This is a genomic window from Nibribacter ruber (genome assembly GCF_009913235.1).
GTDB classification, from domain to species: Bacteria; Bacteroidota; Bacteroidia; order Cytophagales; family Hymenobacteraceae; genus Nibribacter; species Nibribacter ruber.
On the sequence record NZ_CP047897.1, the window covers coordinates 1821993 to 1842605 of the forward strand.

Genomic DNA, 20613 nt, shown 5'->3' on the forward strand with positions numbered 1-20613 from the left:
ATACTCTAAAAACTCATTCACTAATTCAACCAATATCCGTTTTTAACCTATTCCCAGAAAACAGCCTAAAAACGAAAACCACTTAAACCAGGAAGGCCTTGCAGATTTCTCTGCAAGGCCTTCCTGGTTTTGCAAAACATCTTGTGTCTTGCGTCTTATGTCTTACTTCTAAAAAACTAGCTATTCATAGAGATCAAGAACTCGTCGTTGTCCTTGGTGCCTTTCATGCGGTCTTTCAAGAACTCCATGGCTTCTACAGAGTTCATGTCAGACATGAACTTGCGCAGAATCCAAACACGGCTTAGCTCGTCGCGGTCCATCAACAAGTCCTCGCGGCGGGTACCGGACGCAGGAACGTCAATGGCAGGGTACACACGCTTGTTGGCTAGTTTTCTGTCTAACTGGAGTTCCATGTTACCGGTACCTTTGAATTCTTCAAAGATTACCTCGTCCATTTTAGAACCAGTCTCAATCAAGGCAGTAGCGATGATGGTCAATGAACCACCGTTCTCCACGTTACGGGCCGCCCCGAAGAAGCGCTTAGGCTTGTGCAGCGCGTTGGCATCCACCCCACCAGAAAGAATCTTTCCTGAAGAAGGTACCACGGTGTTATAAGCACGGGCCAGACGCGTGATGGAATCCAAAAGAATTACCACGTCATGACCGCACTCTACCATGCGCTTGGCTTTGTCTAGCACAATGCTGGAGATTTTCACGTGACGATCGGCCTGCTCGTCAAAGGTAGAGGCAATCACCTCGGCTTTTACGCTACGGGCCATGTCGGTTACCTCTTCCGGGCGCTCGTCAATCAAAAGAATCATCAGGTAAACTTCTGGATGGTTCTCGGTGATGGCGTTGGCAATCTCTTTTAGCAAGACGGTTTTACCGGTCTTCGGCTGGGCTACAATCAGACCACGCTGTCCTTTACCAATGGGCGCGAACAGATCCATGATGCGGGTAGAGTATTGACTGGACTTGGTCGTCAGTTTTAAGCGCTCCTCTGGGAACAAAGGCGTCAAGTGCTGGAACGGAATGCGGTCTCTGATTTCCTCGGTGGTACGGCCGTTCACAGAATCCACTTTCAAGAGAGCGAAGTACTTCTCCCCTTCTTTGGGCGCGCGCACGGTACCTTTCACGGTGTCACCGGTCTTTAAACCAAACAATTTGATTTGTGACGGAGACACATAAATATCATCTGGGCTGGCCAGGTAATGGTAATGGGCTGAACGCAGGAAACCATAGCCGTCTTGCATCAACTCCAAAACGCCCTCATTAGCAATAACGCCGTCAAACTCTCTAAAGTTAGGCTGGTTGTTCTGCTGTTGGTTGCGGTTGTTGTTTTGCTGGTTGTCGCGACGGTTGGTCTGCTGGTTATCGCGGTTCTGGTTATTGTTGTTCTCGCGGGGCTCGCGGTCACGGTTGTTGTTGTTTTCTCTTGGCTCGCGGTTGCCGTTGTCACGGGGCTGCTGCGCTTCTCTGGGCTCCCGAGGCTCGCGTTGCTCTCTTGGCTCACGCTGTTCTCTGGGAGCGCGGGGCTGTTGGCCTTCGCGGGGCTCACGGGCCTGGAACTCGCGCGGCTGCTGCATGCGGTTTTCACGGGGCTCGCGGGTTTCGGTGCGGGGAGCCTCGGTGTCAGAAGCAGGCTCAGGACGAGCTTCTCTCAGCGCACGAGCCTCATCTGTTCTGGGAGTGCGCTCACGCGGGGCACGCGCTTCTCTGGGCGCACGCTCGGTTCTGGCCGGTCGGTCGGCCACCTGAGCCGGACGGTCCTCGGCGGCTACCAGGGCCGCTGGCGCTTCAGCCACGGCTTCTACCAGTTCTTCTTCCTGCTGTACGGCTACGCCTTCTGCCTCTGCGGGTTGAGCGGCAGCTTTGTATTTCTTGGGGAGTTTTTCAATAGGAGTGACAGCCTGCTGGTCCAGAATCTTGTAGACCAATTCTTGCTTGCTGAGCTTCTTGAAGTTGGTAACGCCGAGGTTTTCGGCAATTTCTTTGAGTTCTGAAAGAAGGCTTTCTTTCAACTCTTCAATGTTGTACATAAATAGGTAATTAGCTATTCGATTTTAAAAGACATAGCGGTTGCGAGCGCAACGGTCCGGCGAAAAATCAGGAAAATTATGGTAGTGAATTGGGTAATGAAGAACCAGGATGGCGGTCTCACTGAAAATGTACTGCAATGTTAGGCAGCCTCGTTCTAAATTACAAGCAATACGAGCGTTTTTATATATTATGTTACGTTAATTATGATAAAAAAGTGGCGCTTGCCGTAGCCTATTCAAAATATTCTATTTTTGTAAGCAGATAAACCGCCTTACCATGTTACAAATACCCGTTTTACGCGAGAACACCGCCCACGTCCTTGCCGGTCTGGAGAAGAGAAACTTTAAGAACGCCGCCCAAGAAATACAGTCTATCCTAGACGTAGACCAGAAGCGCCGCACGTTGCAGACAGAACGAGACGAGCTCTTGTCCCGCGCCAACTCTCTGGCCAAGGAGATTGGCGGCCTCATGAAAAACGGACAAAAAGACCAAGCCGAACAACTCAAAGCCGAGACTGCCGACCTGAAGCTGAAAACCAAAGCCCTGGACGAAGAAGTACAGCAACTGGAGAACGACCTACAGCAGGCCCTCTACAAAATCCCGAACGTGCCGCATGAAAGCGTGCCCGCCGGAAAGTCTTCTGAAGACAATGAAGTGGTTCTAGAACATGGCGCTATCCCTAACCTGCCAGAGAATGCTCAGCCACACTGGGAACTAATCAAGCAGTATGACATCATTGACTTTGACCTGGGCAACAAAATCACCGGCGCTGGTTTTCCCGTGTACAAAGGCCAGGGCGCCCGTCTGCAGCGCGCCTTGATTAACTTCTTCTTAGACGAAGCCATCAAAGCCGGCTATGATGAGGTACAACCACCTATCCTGGTAAATGAAGCCTCTGGCATTGCCACCGGCCAGCTCCCCGACAAAGAAGGCCAGATGTACCATGACAAAGCCGACAACCTGTATTTAATTCCTACGGCCGAGGTTCCTATCACCAACCTTTACCGTGACGAGATCATTGCCGAAGGGAAACTGCCTATCAAAAACGTGGGCTACACGCCCTGCTTTAGAAGAGAGGCTGGTTCCTGGGGCGCCGATGTGCGCGGCCTGAACCGTTTGCATCAGTTTGACAAAGTAGAGATTGTACAGATACAAGCCCCAGAAAAGTCATATGAAGCCCTGGAGGAAATGAGCCAGCACATACAAGGCTTGTTGCAGAAACTAGAGCTACCGTATCGCGTGCTACGTCTTTGTGGTGGCGACATGGGCTTCACCTCTGCCCTCACCTATGATATGGAAGTCTACTCTGCCGCGCAAGGCCGCTGGTTAGAAGTAAGTTCTTGCTCTAACTTTGAGACCTACCAGGCCAACCGCTTAAAACTGCGCCAACGCACCGAAGGCGGCAAACCGCAGTTGTTACATACCTTAAACGGAAGCGCCCTGGCCCTACCCCGTATTGTGGCCGCCCTGCTAGAGAACAACCAAACGCCAGAAGGCATCAAATTACCGAAGGTCTTGCATTCCTATCTGGGCTTCGAGATGATTACCAAGTAGCTTTTTCGTTATTGGTTATTCGAGTAGACATAGTAAAAGAGGCAGTTGCGGCAACGTGACTGCCTCTTTCTTTTCGGAGCAGGATTTACAGGATTCTAAATTATTGCCAGGATTAGACAAGTCTATACCTCACCGTAGAGACCAGACACCGCCTTGTCTCCTGCCCGCAGGGCGATGCAGGCATTGCAACTTCTCTACTGGCAATTCGCCAGCCCTTGACCTCGTGAAAAGAGACTGGTCAATTTAAGTCTCTTTGCCCGAGGGAGAAAGCAATGAAATATCCATTGGCAGAGGCTTAAGCTTACGATGGAACAGATAGCTTCTCACGGTGCACATTAATGAGCCCCCGCCCTGTCTGAGCGGTCAGCGAGTTCGGGGACTCTTGATTCTTTTGGTTACTTTTCTCATCAAGGAGAAAAGTAACAAACGTGAGTGGACAGTAAGAAAGAGTGAAGTTTGGCAAGAAGGAATTGGGCAGTAGAGGCAGGAATTATGCCCAACTGATGCAAACACCCCTCTACGCTCCCCTCAAGGGGAGAATCCTCTTCTAGCGATTGTTGTTGGTGATAACACCAACAACGGCGACGGTTATAATCTGTAGATGTAAACACCCCTCTACTGAGCTACACTCGGTACCTCAAACTCGCGTTCGGGCAATCCTTACGGGGAGAATCTGCGCATACCCAAGGAAATGGTGTTAGTAAGCAGATAAGCGTTTTCCGCGTAATTCCCAGAAAACAGCCCAAAAACGGCTAAGCTTGAGGACCGGCCTCTGCCACCGGCAAGGTAAAGTTAAAGGAGATTTCCCGCATACATCTAAAATGGCGCTGCGGACATTTAGCATAGCCAATCTTGGAGCAGGGCCGGCAGTACAGGTTCTTCACCTCCAGCACCTCAAAATCCTGGGTATAGGGATACATGCCAAACTCCGGCACGGTGTTGCCCCAGATGCTGTAAATCTTCTTCTGGAAGGCGGCGGCAATGTGCATCAAACCAGTGTCATGGCTGAAAACGGCCGTGGCCTGACGTACCAAAGAAGCAGACCCATTGAGGTTGAATTTCCCGCAGGCGTCAAAGATGACGGTGTTGTAGGCCGGATCAGCCTCCCGCTTGCCCTTGTAGGGCTCCGTCTGAAAGTACATGTCTATCATGTGCCCCACGGCCATGTCCTCTTTGCCACCCAAAATCACGACAGGGCCATTGATTTTCTCACAAAGTTCAATGAGCCGGTCTACCGGCAGGCGTTTGGTGTAATGCTGGGCGCCAATGGCCAGGGCGAAGTAACCGTTTTGGTGCGTGACAGGAAGCGCGGCAAGATCTACCGCGTCTTTCTCCGGAATGAAGTAGTCCAGTCCCTGCCCGTCGTTCTGCACGCCCAAGGGCGCGGCCGTGGCCAGGTAGCGGTCCACAATGTGGGTCTTAGGCAGGCGATTGACCTTGAACTTGACCAACAGCCACTTCTCATAATTGAGCTTATTGAAGCTTCGGGCAGGTCTGCCCAGGCGGGCTTTCAAGATACGGGTGCGCAGGTTGTGGTGCAGGTCCAGCACCAGGTCATACTTCTCCTTTTTGAGTTGGGCCAACAAGTCCTTCAGAGAATGCTCCAGGCAGAACACCTTATCTACATAAGGATTACTGGCTACAATGTTTCTGAAGGCGGCCTTGGTACAGAAATGCACCTCTGCGCCGGGCACCTGCTGTTTCACACACCTGATGACGGGAGTGGTGAGCACAATGTCCCCAATGGAGGAGAACCGGATGATGAGGATTTTTTTCACGCTGAACCGTTTTACCTGGCGCAAAGGTACGCTTCTTGCCTCTGAACCTAAAACAGTTACCCTAAAGAGTTTGAGTGCCTCGTTTTTGACCTGTTTTCTGGAAAAAGGGCCAAAAACGGCCTGGAGGGAGTAGCATTAAATTCCGAAACTTTTTTACACTAGACATAGTATTCTATATAAAATATTTTCTATATTGCATCCATCTCTCCAATGCGGCAAAGCGAGGAGAAGGCAAAGCACTCAGATTAAAGTAGTTAGGTTTTCAGCCTCTTTCCCTTGGCTTTCTTATAGCAGGGGATGTAAATAGAGAAGAATAAACTTACTCCTCTTTCAAGCTGAGTGTGCGTGAGACGGGAATGAAAATGCCGATACGGGGAGAGGTTAAAAAAAATAGCAATAAAGATAGCGCAAAGCATATACTATTCAAGATTTGTCTATCTTTGCGGCTCCAAAACTCGGGTGATCATCTATAAATTCCCTATTTCATTAAAGAAACATGAGCTTTTCTACTTCTATTTTCAAGCGCCTTGTCCTCACAGTTGCGATCATTGGTTGTGCTTTTGCGGCGCAGGCAGGAAAAAAAGCAACCGTAATGGTATCAGACTCCGCTATGGTGTATGATAAAGTGGAGCAAATGCCGGTGTTCCCAGAAGGTGACAAAGGATTGGCTAAATTCTTGAAAGCCAACTACCAGGCACCAGAAGGATTTGCAGCCAGAGGAAGCGGAGGTACTATCATTGTTCAGTTCGTATTAAACGAGCAAGGTAAGATTCGTACCAAGGACATCAAGATCATCAAGGCTTTGGGTTACGGTTCTGAGGAGCCTTTGGTGCAAGCTCTTAACAGCCTGCCCGCCTACACGCCTGCCCTAATCAACAACCGCGCAGTTCCATACAGAATCACCTATACCATTGCCATTGACTCTTCCGGAAGAATTTCTTCTGTGAACTAATCAACCAAGTTTTTAAAAAGGTCTACTGCTCCAGCAGAGCCTTCGCCATACAAAGAGAACGCCAGATGGATATACCGTCTTGCGTTCTCTTTTTTTATGCCTGGCTGGCACTTATCAAATGGATTTAGAAGGCAGGATGAAGCTTACCAAAATTGAAAGCAAGAGCATGCCACGTACTGGGAAAGTGTAACCACCAGGCTTTTCTCTTCCAATAGATAAACCTAGTATAACTTGCGTAAGCCAGCTCACAGAGAGTTTTCTATTTCAATAGCTAGCAACTGCAATACACAAAAGCTTCACAGAACAAGGGTGTTGCGTCTTGGGCAGAATAGCAGGGAAAACTGCTTAAAGCAGGTATAGAAATTGGTTTAGCTATAGGCTATCAAACCTAAGGCGGTCAAGCGTAAGGGCAGAAAAAAGAAGGCCAACCAATAATAGTAGGATGAACAACCAACCAAGTATTGCTTGTTTTTTAGATTCCTAGAAATGAATGTTGTGTCTTCTTCCTCCTTTTAAATAAATGAGATAGAACAACAGGAAAATAGCGCCGCTCATCCCTAGGAGCACAAGGAGATCGAACTCACCTAGCTCTATTATCTTAGTCCCAACAAATAATTCAACCAAAAAGGTTAAGCTGAAAATAGTGGAAAGCGAAAGCAGCGTAAGGGCATAAAGAGGATAAAAATTGGGGATAGACTGGTCACTATAAAAGCGGTAGAACTTGAAGAATATATAATCAAATAGCTTCATGCTTGTAATGTTTCATAGTCTTGGACTAAATAAATCAAAAGCCTTTGCTTATAGTTGACAAAGAGAAAGATGGCTTAAGATTGTATCACAAATCTGTTTGCAGGTATTACCAGTGCTTCAATTTGGCTGGAAAGGATGGAAAATCTTCAAATTCACCCGGAAACAGGTCTTTTACCAGAGTCTCATAGCGTATTGGCCCCACATTATCAAAGAAGGAAAGATGCTTATGCGCTGTTACAATCTTCCTCCTACTTCACCATTTTAAATCCCCTTCGCCTTTTTGCGGTCTGCAAAATACGCGGCTACTTCCTCCCTGCTTTTGGCATTGAAGGTCATCTCTGGAGTTAAGCCGCCTTTGCGGCCTACCAGTACGCCGTAGCGCATGTCTTCATAGCCGCGCATGCTGTGGGCGTCTGGGTTTACGCTGAGCAGGACGTTCTGGCTAAGGGCGTATTCTACCCAGCGCCAGTCAATATCCAGGCGGCGGGGATTGGCGTTTATCTCAATGATGACGCCGTGGGCAGCGCAGGCATCAATCACGGCTTTGTGGTCAATGGGATAGCCTTCGCGGCGCAGGAGCAACCGGCCTGTGGGGTGGCCCAGCATGGTGGTGTACGGGTTTTGGATGGCCGTGAGCAGACGGTCGGTGGCTTTGACTACGTCCATTTTAAGATTGCTGTGAATGGAGGCCACAATGAAGTCAAAGCTGGCCAGCACGTCGGGTTCATAGTCCAGCGAGCCATCGGCTAGAATATCAGACTCAATGCCTTTGAAAATCCTGAACGGGCCCAGCTCCTGGTTTAGGCGGTCAATCTCCTTCTGCTGCGCCTGCACCCTGAACTCCTGCAGACCGTTGGCATAAAACGCCGATTTGGAATGGTCACACATGCCCAGGTACTCATAGCCCAGCTGCTTGCAGTGCACGGCCATCTGCTCTAAGGTATGGGCGCCGTCTGAGTAGGTGCTGTGGTTGTGCAGAATGCCTTTCAGGTCACGGTCTTGCAAGAGCGTGGGCAGTTTATTTTCCTGGGCCAGTTCCAGCACGCGAAGGCTTTCACGCAACTCGGGGGTTACGTAGGCCAGGTGCAGGCGCTGGAAGATTTCCTCCTCAGAAGCGGCAGGCTCGCCGTAGGCTTCACTCATGAGCGTATCTCCGGCGGGGTTGACCGGGTGGGTGAGCCACGCGGCATTGGTAGAATATAAAAGTACTTGGTTAGCAAAGCGCTTTTCAGGCACCAGTCGTATTTCCAGCTTCAGGCCAGATTCCTCTAACTGCCCTCGCCAGACAAACGGCCCCGAGATAGCCTCTACCGGCGTGACACCTGGTAATTCATTTAAGAAGGCTGGCCAGGTGCTGTCATTTTCTAAACTGAGGAGGTAGTGGAGCGTGTCTATGGTCTCCAGGTGGCGGCGCATGTCGCCTACCAGCTCGGCGGCAACCGTTTCTGGCCTGTTTTTCAGGAATTGGAGCAAATCCAGCGCCAGTGGCTCGGCCTCGGCCCAGAGCAGTTTGCCTTTGCTGGCGTCTGAGTATTGCAGTGCTTGCAAGATGGTTTCCTGCGTCTTCGCCCCGAAGCCCTTTAACTTAGACAACTCGTTCTTCTCACAGGCCTCGCGCAGGGCATCAGAGGTTTCCACGCCCAGATCTTTCCAGATGGTGCGTATTTTCTTCGGCCCGATGCCCTTGATGTTGAGCATCTTGACCACCCCCTCGGGCGTGGTTTCCAGCAGCCGGTTCAGGTCTGCGTGACTGCCCGTCTGGATGGCCTCCATGATCTTGGCGGCCATGCCCTTGCCAATGCCGTCCAGCTTTTCCAGCTGCGCCTGGCTCATCTGGTGAATAGGAGACTCCAGCCGTTCCAGCACCTGAATGGCGTTGGTGTAAGATCGTATCTTGAACGGGTTCTCATCATGCAGCTCCATCAAGGAAGCCGTGAGGCGGAAAAGGCGAATGAGGTCTTTGTTCTCCACAGGGTTTTGGGTTGGTAAGGGATGCGGTAAAGTTACCTTTTATTCGGTATTGGTGATTCGTTGTTCATTATTCGTTTTTGGGTTGCTTTCTGGAAAATAGGCAAAAAACCAGAAAAGTCACTAGCCGGAGATTGGCATACAACAAGGTCAGAGATGAGTTTTGAGTCGCGAGCTCCGAGCTTGAATGCCAAGTCTGGGAATGCGTTTTTTGGCCATTTTCTGGGAAACACGCCAAAAACGATGGGTGGCACAAGCGTTGGAAGGATCTTTCAGGGGCTACCAGGTCTTTTGAGTTGCAATCAACGTTGGTCCACTTCTAAAGTACCAGGTGTCCTTGTTGCCCTCTGATCCTTGTTCATGGCTTGCTCATCATTATTCATTAATTCCTATCTTGTGCCTATTATTGAAGAAGCGGTTTGCGCGCAACCTATCTCCCCTATGAAAAACCTTTCTTTGCTTTGTCTGTTAGCGGTACTGGTAATGGCGGCCAAGTGCGGCACAAGCGTCCAGCTGCCCAAAGAAGTGTACGGCAAAACCTGGCTGTATTCATATGAGGAAGACTCGGCCGATGTGCGCACCTATCGTCCCAACACGTATGATTTCCCGGCGTCCAGGGGGCGCACAGGTTTCCTGGTCAAGGAAGACGGCACGTTCATGAACTATGCCATTGCGCCCACAGACGGTTTAGAAGAACAGCCTGGCAAATGGACGGCCCAAGGCAAGAACATCATTCTGGTGGAACTGGAGGGATCTAACCGGCCGCCGCAGACCTTGGAGATAGTTTCGGCCACGCCAACTGTAATCAAGATCAAACGAAAATCCGCTGAAGAGCAATAATTCACCTTCCCTTTTACCTTTTCTGGCGTCTGTTCAGGCGCTTGTTGTATCCTTTTATGAAATACTGGTTAGTAAAGTCTGAACCTGAGAAATACGCCTGGTCAGACCTGGAACGCGACGGTCAAACCACCTGGGACGGCGTGCGTAATTTTCAGGCGCGCAACAACTTACGGCAGATGCAAGTAGGAGACTTAGTAATGTATTACCACAGCGTCTCTGAGAAGTCTATAGTGGGCGTGGCCAAGGTGGCCAAAGAAGCCTACCAAGACCCTACCACCCCAGAAGCGCAGTGGGTGGCCGTGACCCTTGCCCCCGAAAAGGCCCTGGCCAAACGTGTTACCCTGGAGCAGATTAAAAAGGACGAGCGCCTGCATAACATTGGCTTGCTGCGCCAGTCAAGGCTTTCTGTCATGCCTTTGAGTCCCGAAGAATTTGACATGCTCCTGGCCTTGGGAAATTAACTTCCGGGCCAGTGGCCTGCTTCATGCTTTTTTCAAGTGTTTTTTGTAAATTAAACAGAAAAACGGCACGCCTATGTCTTTGCCTACCTTCCTGAAGCAGTTAGCTTGTCTTGTAGTGATTGGGTTGGGCGCAGACATAGGTGCCTGGGCGCAGCAGAAACCCAAAGACCCAGAAAAACCCAAGGCCCCGGAACAAACCCTTCGGGCCGAGTTTGAAAGCGATTCTTTTGAGGAGGAACACATTGTCCACCCCCTCCCCGACAGCACCATTCTGGTAGTGACCCTGGACAAGCATTCCTGGTTTTCTAAGAGTCATATCAAGTTCACGCGTTTCAGCAAGACCCTCACGCCGCTTTGGACCAAGGAAGAAGAGTACCAGGACGGAACCGATTTCCATAAAATCACCTCAGACGGCACCAACACGTTTCTGCTCTTCACCACCCGTGAGCGCAAGAAGCTGTTGCTCTACCAACTCAACAATACCACGGGTGCCATTACCAACACCACCCACGTATTGCCCACTGCGTTCATCTATGTAAATGAGATAGCGGCCAGCCAGGGCAAGGTGTTTTTGAGTGCCGTGGAGAACTACAACATCAACATTCTGCTCATTGACCCGGCGGTAGAAGAATGTCGCCTGCTGCCCGCCGTGTTTGGGCAGGAAGATGACTTAGGCGAGTTCAGGGTGGACACGCTTACCCACGCCGCAGAGTTTCTGGTCTCTGAAACCAACAACTACCGCTCCCGGGTGCAGGTGAAGCGCATGAATCCCAAAGGCGAGGTCTTGGGCACTTACTTTCTGCCGCCGCGCATAGACTTCAGCACAGACACCAACATCCAGGACGGCCGCCTCGCCCCCGGCGACACCCTCTCCAAACTGGTGCTGGGCACCTTCGGGTACCGTGAGACCACCTTTGCCCGCGGCGTGTACAGCAGTGATCTGGCCGGCAACCTCAAGTTCTATGACTTCAGCAAGTTTGACCGCTTCTTTGACCACCTTTCCCTGCGCCAACAGCGCCGCATGAAGGCCAAGTTTGCGCGCCGCGAAAAGCAGGGCAAGCCCTTGGTGCTACGCTACCGGCTTCTGTTACACCCAGTACTGCCCCATCCGCAGGGCTACGCGCTAGTGGGTGAGGTCTATTACCCGCAGTACCGCCAGAACTCTTATTACAATAACTTTGACCCGCGCTACAACACCAGTAACACCTATCCACGCCGCAACTATGACGGCTTTAGGTTCACGCACGCCATTGTCTGCGTCTTTGACAAGCAGGGCAACTTACTCTGGGACAACAACTACAAACTAGAAGGCAAAACCTACGCAGACTTGGCCCCTACCGTAGAAGCCGGCGTGGCCCCAGACGGGCAGGTGGCCCTGCTCTACCCAGACGAAGACGAGCTCAAGTTCAAGCGCCTGGTGCAAGGCGTATCCATGACCAATAACGAAGAGTTTGAGGTGCGCATACAAGAGACAGATGAGAAGCGCCTGGACAGCAACTCAGAAGGTGTGGTGCATTGGTACGGGGGCAATTTTATAGCGTTCGGGTTTCAGCGCATACGGCCCAAGGAAGGAAAAGCCCGCACCGTCTTCTATTTGCAGAACCTGGCCTTTTAAGTATATTACTTATTCTAAATTCCATCATTAGCCTTCTTTACACTGTTTACCTATAAGCTGTTGCCCCAGGCAACAGGTCATTTTATACTATATTTTACTTTATATCCCGTTCACCCTTTATGCCCACAGGCTTTTTACCTTCCCTCAGAAGTCTACTCTTCTTGCTGTGTTGTATAGTCATTACTTTCTCTACCCTAGCCAATGGGCCGGAGAAGGGTAAAAGACTTTCTGCCAGGCAGTCGTTTAGAATAGAACTACCCAGAAATTCATTTGACTACCGCCATGCGGTGCTTCCTTTGCAAGACAGTGCCTTCTTGCTGATTACCAGTAAGCGGGATGTGGCCATTGGCAAAAATGAAATCCTCTTCACCAAGTACAACCATCAGCTTACGTCTGTCTGGGAAACCAAGGCGCCTCAGCCCAACGGCACCAGGCTGTTGTTCAAAGCCGAAGAAAAAGACAGAGCTTATTTGCTTTACAGCACCTCTAACTCAGACACCAAGCTTTACCTATACAAAATTGACACTCAGACTGGAAGCTTCCTCTTAACCGAGCATTTTCTGCACTCACCGTATGTTAGCGTAAGAGACATGCAGGTGCTAGATGGACAGGTCTTTTTAAGCGCCTTGGACGAGGGAGATTTATCCATATTGCTCCTAAACCCAAAGGAGCCCGAGGTAAAGATTCTACCAGCCGTGGTGGGAAAGGCTAAAAACCTAGGCGAATTTAGAGTAGACACGCTCAACAAAAGCTTAGAACTGTCTGTAACAGAAACTCAAGGCATTACTACCAGATTGCAGACCAGGTTCATTTCTACTAAAGGCGAAATTGCAGGCGGCTACTATATCAACCCGAAAGGAATGCCCATACCAGGGCAGGTACTTCGGCCCGCCAGAATCTCCCCCGGGCTTGCTTCCCAAAAATTGTTCTTGGGTGTGTATGGCCACAAGACAGATGAATTTGTGCAAGGCTTGTATAGCATCAACCTGCAAGGCGTGATGAGGTACTTTGACTTGGGTAAGCTGAGTCACTTCTATGAATACCGGTCCTCCCCGGCGGCGGCGTTGCGCATGAAAGCCAGAGCCCTCAAGCAAGAAGCAAAAGGCAATGCTCCCATTAAACAATACCGTATGCTTCTGCACGCCGTGCAACCTCACCCACAAGGGTATGCACTCATAGGCGAGCTGTATGAACCTTCTGTGAAGGTAGATTCGCATACAGAAGCCAGCGGATTTTTACTTCAAGGAACTACTACCACCAGAAAGACCACCATTACCTTTCAGCACCAACATGCCTTTGTCTGCGTCTTTGATTTTGAGGGTAATCTGCTTTGGGATAACTCTTTCAAACTCTATGACTACAAAAGACTCTCCATGGGCCCCGGAGTAAGCACCGTCATCACCCCAGAAGGCCACATGATCATGGCCTACCTTAGAAAAGGAGAGATTTTCTACAAACACCTGCAACCCAATAGCACTACCATAGAAAGCGTACCGGTACAGCTGCCAGCCGCTACAGACAAACGGGTGACAAGCTCACAGGAAGACTTGCAACACTGGTACGGCAACAAGTTTCTGGCCTACGGCTTTCAGAGAATCAGATCTGAGAAGGACGGAGGACGCACGGTCTTCTACCTACAACAGGTGACCTTTGAGTAAGCGCAACCTCTACCCTTGCCTGCAGGAGCAACCAGATATAAAGCCAACATTTTCCTGACAGAAATACTTGCATAAGATAGGTGCTACCTACGGGAAGTGTTTATCTTTGCCCAAAACCCGGACTATGCACAAACGTCTCATTGTTCCGCACGCTCTGTTTCAGATCATGATCCGGCGCCTGGCGCACCAACTGATCGAGACGCACCGTGATTTCTCCAACTCCGTGATTCTGGGCCTGCAGCCCCGCGGCATCTTTGTGGCAGACCGCCTGCAAGCCACCCTTCAGGAAATTCTGGGCGTGACGGTGCAAACCGGCTACCTGGACATCACCTTCCACCGCGACGACTTCAGACGCCGCTCCACCCCGCTCGCCCCCAACGCCACCAAGGTAGAATTCTCCCTGGAAGGCAGACGCGTGATTCTGGTGGATGACGTGCTCTACACGGGCCGCTCGGTACGCGCTGCGCTGGATGCCATGATATCCTATGGAAGACCCGCCCAGGTAGAATTATTGGTGTTGATAGACCGCCAATACACCAGAGACCTGCCGGTAGAAGCCACGTACGTGGGCCAGAAGGTCAATTCCCTGCACTCGCAGCGCGTGGAAGTGGCCTGGCAGGGAACAGACTCAGAACAGGATGCCATCTGGCTTCTTACCAAAACCCCAGACCAAGAACCTCATGCAACAGCTTAGCGTCCGGCACCTGTTGGGCATCAAAGACATCACTGAGCAGGATATCCAGCTCATCTTTGAAACCGCAGACCAGTTCAAGGAAGTCTTAAATAGGCCCATCAAGAAAGTACCCTCGCTGCGCGATGTGACCATTGCCAACGTTTTCTTTGAGAACTCCACCCGCACCCGGCTTTCGTTTGAGCTGGCAGAAAAGCGCCTCTCGGCAGACGTGATCAATTTTGCGGCCTCTAGCAGTTCTGTCAAGAAAGGCGAAACCCTGCTAGACACCGTCAACAACATTCTGGCCATGAAGGTAGACATGATTGTGATGCGCCACAGCAGCCCCGGTGCCCCACATTTCTTGTCCCGCAAGATCAACGCCAACATAGTCAACGCCGGCGACGGCACCCATGAGCACCCCACCCAGGCCTTGCTGGACGCTTTTTCCATCAGGGAGAAACTGGGCCAGGTGACCGGCAAAAAAGTAGCCATCATTGGGGACATCATGCATTCGCGCGTGGCGCTGTCCAACATCTTTGCTTTGCAGAAACTAGGTGCCGAGGTAGCCGTCTGCGGGCCTCCCACCCTCTTGCCCAAGCACATTGGCGAATTGGGCGTAAAGATCTTCTGGAACGTGAAGGAAGCCCTGCAATGGTGTGACGTGGCCAACGTACTACGCATTCAATTGGAGCGCCAGACCGGCAAGCTGTTCCCGTCTCTGCGCGAATACGCCATGTATTTTGGCATTAACCGGCGCATGCTGGACGAGCTCAACAAAGAGATTGTCTTGATGCACCCGGGGCCCATCAACCGCGGCGTGGAACTTACCTCAGACGCGGCAGACTCTCCGCACTCCATCATCCTGGACCAGGTGGAAAACGGTGTAGCCATTAGAATGGCGGTGCTGTACCTACTGGCCAGCCGCGGATAACTTACTCATTTATACAAATGCCGTTTTTGGCCTGTTTCCCGCAAAACAGGCCAAAAACGGCATTTCTTTTCCGGTAGATTTTACTGCCTAAATATTTGGGAATACCGGAACCAACACCCCTGCCAGAAACGTCTGCTTGAAAACAATCGCTGTCTGGACCCAGACAAGGAAAAACGTTTCTGTATGATTCAAGAACTGGTCAACCCATTCGGGAAGGTGTACCTTACTATAAAAAAGGATGCTGAAAATAAGCTGATCTACGTGAATTGGGTGGGTTACCTGACGGAGGAAAACGTGAAAACGGGCGCTTTGGCCTATACCAAAACTCTGGCGGAGGCGGGCTTCCATTGCGTCTTGAATGACACTCGCTCCATTGTAGGCTCCTGGAACCATTCCATGGACTGGGTGGTCAAGGAGTGGGCTCCGTCTGCCGCCAAGGCCGGCCTGAAAAGAATTGCCATGCTATCCAGCCCCCAAAGCTTCGGGGAGACTTCAGCAGATACCTTCATCAAAGAACAAATGGCGTTTGAGGCTAAATGCTTTGATGATATGGAGGCCGCCAAGCGCTGGCTGCAGGAACAATACACCACCAACTAAGCTATCCTTCACCACTAAAAACGCTGAAGCCCCGTCAGATCTCTCTGGTCGGGGCTTCAGCGTTTTTGGGCTATTTTCTGGAAAACAGGCCAAAAACGGGGGTATTATCCGGTATAAGGAAGTGGCAAGGTGAGCGGCTCGTTCATCTCAAAGTCATAGAGGGTCTGCAGCCTGAGGTTGTAGTAAGCGTTCCAGAAATTGCGCAGGGAGCCCACGTAGCCGCGCCGCGCCGAGTCCCGCTCTGAGGTGGCCTGGTTCAGTTCCAGCAGTCCTATCTTCTCATTCAGGTAGCGTTCTTTGGCTCCCTGGAAACGGCGTTCTGCCAGCTCATTTGCCCGGTGCGCCACCTTCATTTGATCGCGCAGCATCTTAAACCGTTTAATCTGCAGGTACACGTCCTGGTCAAAGTTCACTTTCTGCTGCTCAAGGTTGGCCTTTACCAGCTTCTGGTTGGCGCGCGCGGTACCCAGCTTGGACTTGGTTCTGCCCCAGTCCATGATGGGCACGCTAAAGCCAATGCGCACGCGCTGCTGCTCAGAAGGATCACGGTAGGCTTCCAAGACTTCTTTGGATTGCTGGGTGAGGCCGTACTGCAAGAACAAGTTGGCGTTCACACCGGCCTCTCCTTCGGCGCGGGCGCGGTTGCGGGCGGCCTCTAATTCTTCGCGTTGCAAGGAAATCATGCGGGCGCGGTTCTGGTGGGCCTGCGTGAGGGCAAACTCCTCGTCTACCTCAAACTGCGGAATCACATCTGGAGTGGTGAGCCGAATGGGGCTGTCATCAGTTAGGCCCAGAAACACCTTCAGCCTTAGTCCGCTGATCTCCATGTCCAGTTTGGCCTGTTCCAGGCTTTGCTGCGAGGTCAAGAGGCTCAGCTCCAGCTGCATCAGTTCATTCTCGCCAATGCGGTTCTCCTGGAAACGCACCTGCGCCAGCTTAAACAGCGTGTCATTGTTGGCTACGTTCTTTTGGGCAATGTCAAAGCTGAGTTGGTTTTGCAGCAGGGAGAAATACAAGTCTGTGGCCCTCACAGAGATGTCTTCCATGTCCTCCCAGAAGTCGCGCTTGGCCTCCTCAAACCTCAAAGGCTCAATCTTACGATCCCACTTGAGGCCGTTGTAAGAGAAAAGCGGCTGACTGAACGTGATGTTGGCGGGGTTGGACGCGTACGACTTTCCACCTTCTGCCGCCATAAAGTCATCAATGCGCTGCAGATAGGAATTGACAGAAATGACGCCGCCCGTGAAACCAATGTTCTGGCTCAGGGCCAGCTGCGCCGAGGACGTGGAAATATCCCGTTGCCTGAACTGCAGACTGCCGTCTGGCTGCAAAACCGGGTCAATGCTTTTGGTATAGTCTGGCAGCGTGGCGTGCAACATGAGCTGCGGCAGGTAGTTGCTCTTGAACGTCTGGAACTGCCAGGTGCGGTTTTCTAGGGTGGTGAGCGCCTGCTGGTAACTGGGCGACTGCTCTTTGGCCATGCGCACCACGTCGGTGAGGCTGTACCGCTTCGTGTTGGGGTCTTCCTCTTCCTGGGGCAAGGTTTTCTTGTTCTTCTGGGCACTCGCCCCCGAAGCCCACAACAGCAGGGTGATGGTACAAAGCCAGGGAATAACGCTTCCGCTGATCGCTACTTTTTTCACAATTGGGTACTGGTAATCTGGTAAGCTATTCGTTTAAAACTCTGATAAGCAAGGACATCTGTTTTTGAGCTGTTTTACTGGAAACAGCCCAAAAACGGAAGAATCAACCTTGCTTGTTAGGACTTCATCTCCCGCTCAATGTCTTCTAGTTCCAGCGGGATGTTGGCCATCAAGTCTTCTGGTCCGCCGGCGGTAATCAAGAAATCGTTCTCCAGGCGTATGCCCAGGCCTTCTTCTCTAATGTAAATGCCTGGCTCGCAGGTAAAGACCATGCCCGCCTCAAACGGACGGTATTTGTCGCCTACGTCATGCACGTCTAAGCCCAAAAAGTGCGAGGTGCCGTGCGGGAAGTATTTCTTGTAGAGCGGCGCGTCTGGGTTCTGGTTGTGCACATCATTCTCGTTGAGCAGGTCCAGCTTGATGAGTTCGTTCTCCATCACCTTGCCCACAAATTTATGATACTGGTCTAGCGTGTTGCCCGGTACCAACATCTGCTTAGCGGTATTCATGACGTGCAAGACGGCATTATAGACATTGGCCTGGCGCTTGGTAAACGTGCCATTCACGGGGATGGAGCGGGTCAAATCTGCGGCGTAATTCGCATACTCCGCCCCGAAGTCCATCAACAGCACATCGCCGTCTTTGCACTCTCTAAAATTGTCTACGTAGTGCAGAATGCAGGCATTGGCCCCCGAGGCGATGATAGAGCCATAGGCTGGTCCGCGGGAACGGTTGCGCAGGAACTCATGGGCAATTTCGGCTTCAATCTCATACTCCATCACGCCGGGCTTCACAAACTTAAGCAAGCGCCGGAAGGCCTTCTCGGTGATGTTGCAGGCCATGCGCATCATCTCAATCTCACGGGGTTGTTTGATGGAGCGCAGGTAATGCAGGTGCGGCGTGCTGCGGCAGTAGTTGTGTAGCGGGAAACGCTCTTTTATCTTTTTGATGAAGCGGGCATCACGGGTTTCTACCTCAATGACGGCGCGCAGGTGTTCGTTGGAGTTCAGGTAGACGTTTTCGGCGTAGGCCATCAGGGAGTTGAGGATGGAGTCAAACTCATGCGTCCAGTAGATGGTTTCAATGCCGGAGACTTCGCGGGCCTGCTCTTTGGTGAGCTTATAGCCTTCCCAGGTCAGGATGTGGTCATTGGTTTCTCTGATGAAAAGAATCTCTTGCAGGCGCGGCTCGCGGGCGTCTGGGAACAGGATGACCACGCTTTCTTCCTGGTCAATGCCAGAGAGCCACAGCAGGTCATTGTTCTGCCTAAAGGGCATGGTGCCGTCTGCGTTGGTGGGCATGACGTCATTGGAATGGAAAACCGCCAGGGACTGGGGCTTCATGTACTCGGTAAACTTTTTACGGTTGTGAATGAAGAGGTCTTTCCCGAGGGCTTCGTATTTCATGGCGTTTGTCTGGTTGGGTTTGGCATCCTGACGACCGAATCTGTTTTTAGGCTCTTTTCTAGAAAACAACGTAAAAACGGCCCGGCCTTACAGGCTTAAATGTAGGATTTTAAACGGTAATTTGCAGGCTTACGGGCCTGTATAAATATAGTAACGGTGGGCAATTGCATTAAAGTATTTTTTTTATGGCTCTTTGCCATTTGCAGCCTGCTCTCCTTGAACGCGGTGGGCCAAAACCGGTATTGGGTAGTCTTCCAGGACAAGCCGATGACAGACCAGAGCGCCGCAACCTGGATAAGTGCCGCCGCCCAACAACAGCGCCAGCAGCAAGGCCTGCCTGCCCGCCAGTTGTCTGACGCCCCCGTACATCAAGCATATTTAGACAGCCTCCGGAGGTCTGGCGCCCAAATTACCGCTGTCTCTAAATGGCTGAACGCGGCCGCCGTTGAGGCCACCTCTTGCCAGGCAGAACTGCTCCGCCAGAAATGCTTTGTGCAACAGGTCACTCCTATTACCGGTTACTTTCAGGCTGCTTCTAGGTCAAAGAAGAAAGACGAAGTTTTGCCAGTGCTGGACCAAATCAATGCCCAAAAATTTAGAGAGAAGGGCCTCACTGGCAAAGGCGTGAAAGTGGGCGTGATAGACGTGGGTTTTTACGAAGCGCCCCAACAAGCCAGCCTGAAGAGACTGTTCAACCAAGACCATGTGCGCGGCTACCGCGATTTTGTAAACCCCGCCGCCGGCAAGCCTTACACCTACAAAGAATCCTTTCTGGACAACCACGGCACCCAGGTGCTGGAATGCCTGGCCGGCTATAATCCAAAACACAACCTGCAAGTGGGCCTGGCCACCGAGGCCGACTATTACCTGGCCCGCACCGACCACGGCAGCCGCGAAAACCGCATGGAGGAAGAGCATTTTGTGCGCGCCCTAGAATGGCTGGACAGCCTGGGCGTGCGCCTGGTGAATTCGTCTTTGGGCTACGGCACCGGCTTTGACAAGGCAGAAGAGAATTACAAGCCCGAGCAGATGGACGGCAGCAGTTTCATTGCCCGCGCCGCGCAGATGGCCGTGCAAGAGAAAGGCATGTGTCTGGTGATTTCGGCGGGCAACGACGGTAGCAAGAAGAACTGGCAGTTCTTGAACACCCCGGCAGATGCGGCAGGGGTCTTGACCGTGGGCGCGACGGATTACAGCTCCTGGATCAAACAAGGCTATAGCGGCATCGGGCCGGGTTTTCTGCCCTTTGTGAAACCAGACCTGGCCTGCTTCTCAGCCTTCGGGACGTCTTTTACTGCGCCTGTGGTCACGGGTTTGGCGGCTTGTCTTTTGCAGGTGAACCCCCATCTGTCTGCCCAACAGCTCACTCAAATCTTAAAACGAAGCGGGCATCTTTATCCCCACGGCAACAACTACATTGGATACGGCGTGCCCAACGCTGAAAAAGCCCTGCAATTAGCCAGAGACTCTACGATAGTTTTTCCAGCTCCTACCATTATGAAAGCCTCTGGCAACCAGTTCTCCTTTAAGCGGCCTAAAGATTGGAAGGTGGTTGGCCAAGGCGGCATTGTACTGTTTAGAAAGAAATCTGCCACGCAGGTCATCACCCAGCAACGATTGTCTGTCCGCACCACTATACTGCTACTCAAACGCATGACTGGTGAGACGCATACCACCATTCAGTTTGGGGAGAATGTGTTGGAAGTGGTGTGGGAATAAAAATATCCGTTTTTGGCGTGTTTTCTGG

General features: G+C 51.4%; 15 protein-coding genes. 10 read left to right on the plus strand and 5 right to left on the minus strand.

Annotation, left to right across the window (positions count from 1 at the left end; genetic code table 11):
- Positions 1-176: 176 nt before the first annotated feature.
- On the minus strand, positions 177-2039 hold the full coding sequence (rho, locus tag GU926_RS07755) for a transcription termination factor Rho (protein WP_160690631.1): 1863 nt from the start codon (positions 2037-2039) through the stop codon (positions 177-179).
- A gap of 277 nt (positions 2040-2316) precedes the next feature.
- Here rho and serS point away from each other — a divergent pair, with 277 nt between their 5' ends.
- The gene (gene serS / locus GU926_RS07760; protein WP_160690633.1) at positions 2317-3594 is read left to right on the plus strand and encodes a serine--tRNA ligase; all 1278 of its coding nucleotides are present in this window, start codon (positions 2317-2319) and stop codon (positions 3592-3594) included.
- Positions 3595-4346: 752 nt separating this feature from the next.
- Here the strand turns inward: serS and GU926_RS07765 are convergent.
- Positions 4347-5372, minus strand: coding sequence for a glycosyltransferase family 9 protein (locus GU926_RS07765; protein WP_160690635.1), 1026 nt, complete (start codon positions 5370-5372; stop codon positions 4347-4349).
- A 592-nt stretch (positions 5373-5964) separates the two neighbouring features.
- Between GU926_RS07765 and GU926_RS07770 the strand changes: the two genes are divergently transcribed.
- The gene (locus tag GU926_RS07770) at positions 5965-6324 is read left to right on the plus strand and encodes an energy transducer TonB (RefSeq protein WP_160690637.1); all 360 of its coding nucleotides are present in this window, start codon (positions 5965-5967) and stop codon (positions 6322-6324) included.
- A gap of 1011 nt (positions 6325-7335) precedes the next feature.
- Here the strand turns inward: GU926_RS07770 and GU926_RS07775 are convergent.
- On the minus strand, positions 7336-9045 hold the full coding sequence (locus GU926_RS07775; RefSeq protein WP_160690639.1) for a helix-hairpin-helix domain-containing protein: 1710 nt from the start codon (positions 9043-9045) through the stop codon (positions 7336-7338).
- A 438-nt stretch (positions 9046-9483) separates the two neighbouring features.
- On the opposite strand from GU926_RS07775, the gene GU926_RS07780 reads away from it, so the two are divergent.
- From GU926_RS07780 to GU926_RS07810, 7 genes are all read left to right on the plus strand, one after another.
- Positions 9484-9882: a hypothetical protein gene (locus GU926_RS07780; protein WP_232058466.1), complete on the plus strand. Its 399-nt coding sequence runs from the start codon at positions 9484-9486 to the stop codon at positions 9880-9882.
- Between the two features lie 56 nt (positions 9883-9938).
- A complete protein-coding gene (locus tag GU926_RS07785) occupies positions 9939-10343 on the plus strand; it encodes an EVE domain-containing protein (RefSeq protein WP_160690641.1) in 405 nt (134 codons plus the stop codon).
- Positions 10344-10416: 73 nt separating this feature from the next.
- Positions 10417-11958, plus strand: coding sequence for a hypothetical protein (locus tag GU926_RS07790; RefSeq protein WP_160690643.1), 1542 nt, complete (start codon positions 10417-10419; stop codon positions 11956-11958).
- 161 nt (positions 11959-12119) lie between these two features.
- Positions 12120-13616, plus strand: coding sequence for a hypothetical protein (locus tag GU926_RS07795; protein WP_160690644.1), 1497 nt, complete (start codon positions 12120-12122; stop codon positions 13614-13616).
- A 124-nt stretch (positions 13617-13740) separates the two neighbouring features.
- On the plus strand, positions 13741-14310 hold the full coding sequence (gene pyrR, locus GU926_RS07800; protein ID WP_160690646.1) for a bifunctional pyr operon transcriptional regulator/uracil phosphoribosyltransferase PyrR: 570 nt from the start codon (positions 13741-13743) through the stop codon (positions 14308-14310).
- Complete coding sequence (locus GU926_RS07805; protein WP_160690648.1) at positions 14297-15220, plus strand: aspartate carbamoyltransferase catalytic subunit; 924 nt, start codon at positions 14297-14299, stop codon at positions 15218-15220. Before pyrR ends, GU926_RS07805 begins: the two co-directional genes overlap by 14 nt.
- Before the next feature lie 183 nt (positions 15221-15403).
- A complete protein-coding gene (locus GU926_RS07810; RefSeq protein WP_160690650.1) occupies positions 15404-15817 on the plus strand; it encodes an STAS/SEC14 domain-containing protein in 414 nt (137 codons plus the stop codon).
- 104 nt (positions 15818-15921) lie between these two features.
- On the opposite strand, the gene GU926_RS07815 is transcribed toward GU926_RS07810, so the two are convergent.
- Together GU926_RS07815 and GU926_RS07820 are read right to left on the minus strand one after the other, a co-directional pair.
- A complete protein-coding gene (locus GU926_RS07815; RefSeq protein ID WP_160690652.1) occupies positions 15922-17460 on the minus strand; it encodes a TolC family protein in 1539 nt (512 codons plus the stop codon).
- A 116-nt stretch (positions 17461-17576) separates the two neighbouring features.
- Entirely contained in the window at positions 17577-18866 is a 1290-nt protein-coding gene (locus tag GU926_RS07820) for an aminopeptidase P N-terminal domain-containing protein (protein WP_160690654.1), read from the minus strand.
- A gap of 267 nt (positions 18867-19133) precedes the next feature.
- Here GU926_RS07820 and GU926_RS07825 point away from each other — a divergent pair, with 267 nt between their 5' ends.
- Positions 19134-20585 carry a S8 family serine peptidase gene (locus tag GU926_RS07825; RefSeq protein WP_160690656.1) on the plus strand — a complete coding sequence of 484 codons (1452 nt, stop codon included), beginning with the start codon at positions 19134-19136 and terminating at the stop codon, positions 20583-20585.
- Positions 20586-20613 lie beyond the last annotated feature (28 nt).

Excerpts from the sequence above, each read along its gene's own strand:
- GU926_RS07825 (WP_160690656.1), top strand. The coding sequence starts at position 19,134 with ATGACAGACCAGAGCGCCGCAACCTGGATAAGTGCCGCCGCCCAACAA.
- rho (WP_160690631.1), bottom strand. The coding sequence starts at position 2,039 with ATGTACAACATTGAAGAGTTGAAAGAAAGCCTTCTTTCAGAACTCAAA.
- GU926_RS07770 (WP_160690637.1), top strand. The coding sequence starts at position 5,965 with ATGGTATCAGACTCCGCTATGGTGTATGATAAAGTGGAGCAAATGCCG.
- GU926_RS07790 (WP_160690643.1), top strand. The coding sequence starts at position 10,417 with ATGTCTTTGCCTACCTTCCTGAAGCAGTTAGCTTGTCTTGTAGTGATT.
- GU926_RS07820 (WP_160690654.1), bottom strand. The coding sequence starts at position 18,866 with ATGAAATACGAAGCCCTCGGGAAAGACCTCTTCATTCACAACCGTAAA.
- GU926_RS07780 (WP_232058466.1), top strand. The coding sequence starts at position 9,484 with ATGAAAAACCTTTCTTTGCTTTGTCTGTTAGCGGTACTGGTAATGGCG.
- pyrR (WP_160690646.1), top strand. The coding sequence starts at position 13,741 with ATGCACAAACGTCTCATTGTTCCGCACGCTCTGTTTCAGATCATGATC.
- GU926_RS07805 (WP_160690648.1), top strand. The coding sequence starts at position 14,297 with ATGCAACAGCTTAGCGTCCGGCACCTGTTGGGCATCAAAGACATCACT.
- serS (WP_160690633.1), top strand. The coding sequence starts at position 2,317 with ATGTTACAAATACCCGTTTTACGCGAGAACACCGCCCACGTCCTTGCC.
- GU926_RS07785 (WP_160690641.1), top strand. The coding sequence starts at position 9,939 with ATGAAATACTGGTTAGTAAAGTCTGAACCTGAGAAATACGCCTGGTCA.
- GU926_RS07810 (WP_160690650.1), top strand. The coding sequence starts at position 15,404 with ATGATTCAAGAACTGGTCAACCCATTCGGGAAGGTGTACCTTACTATA.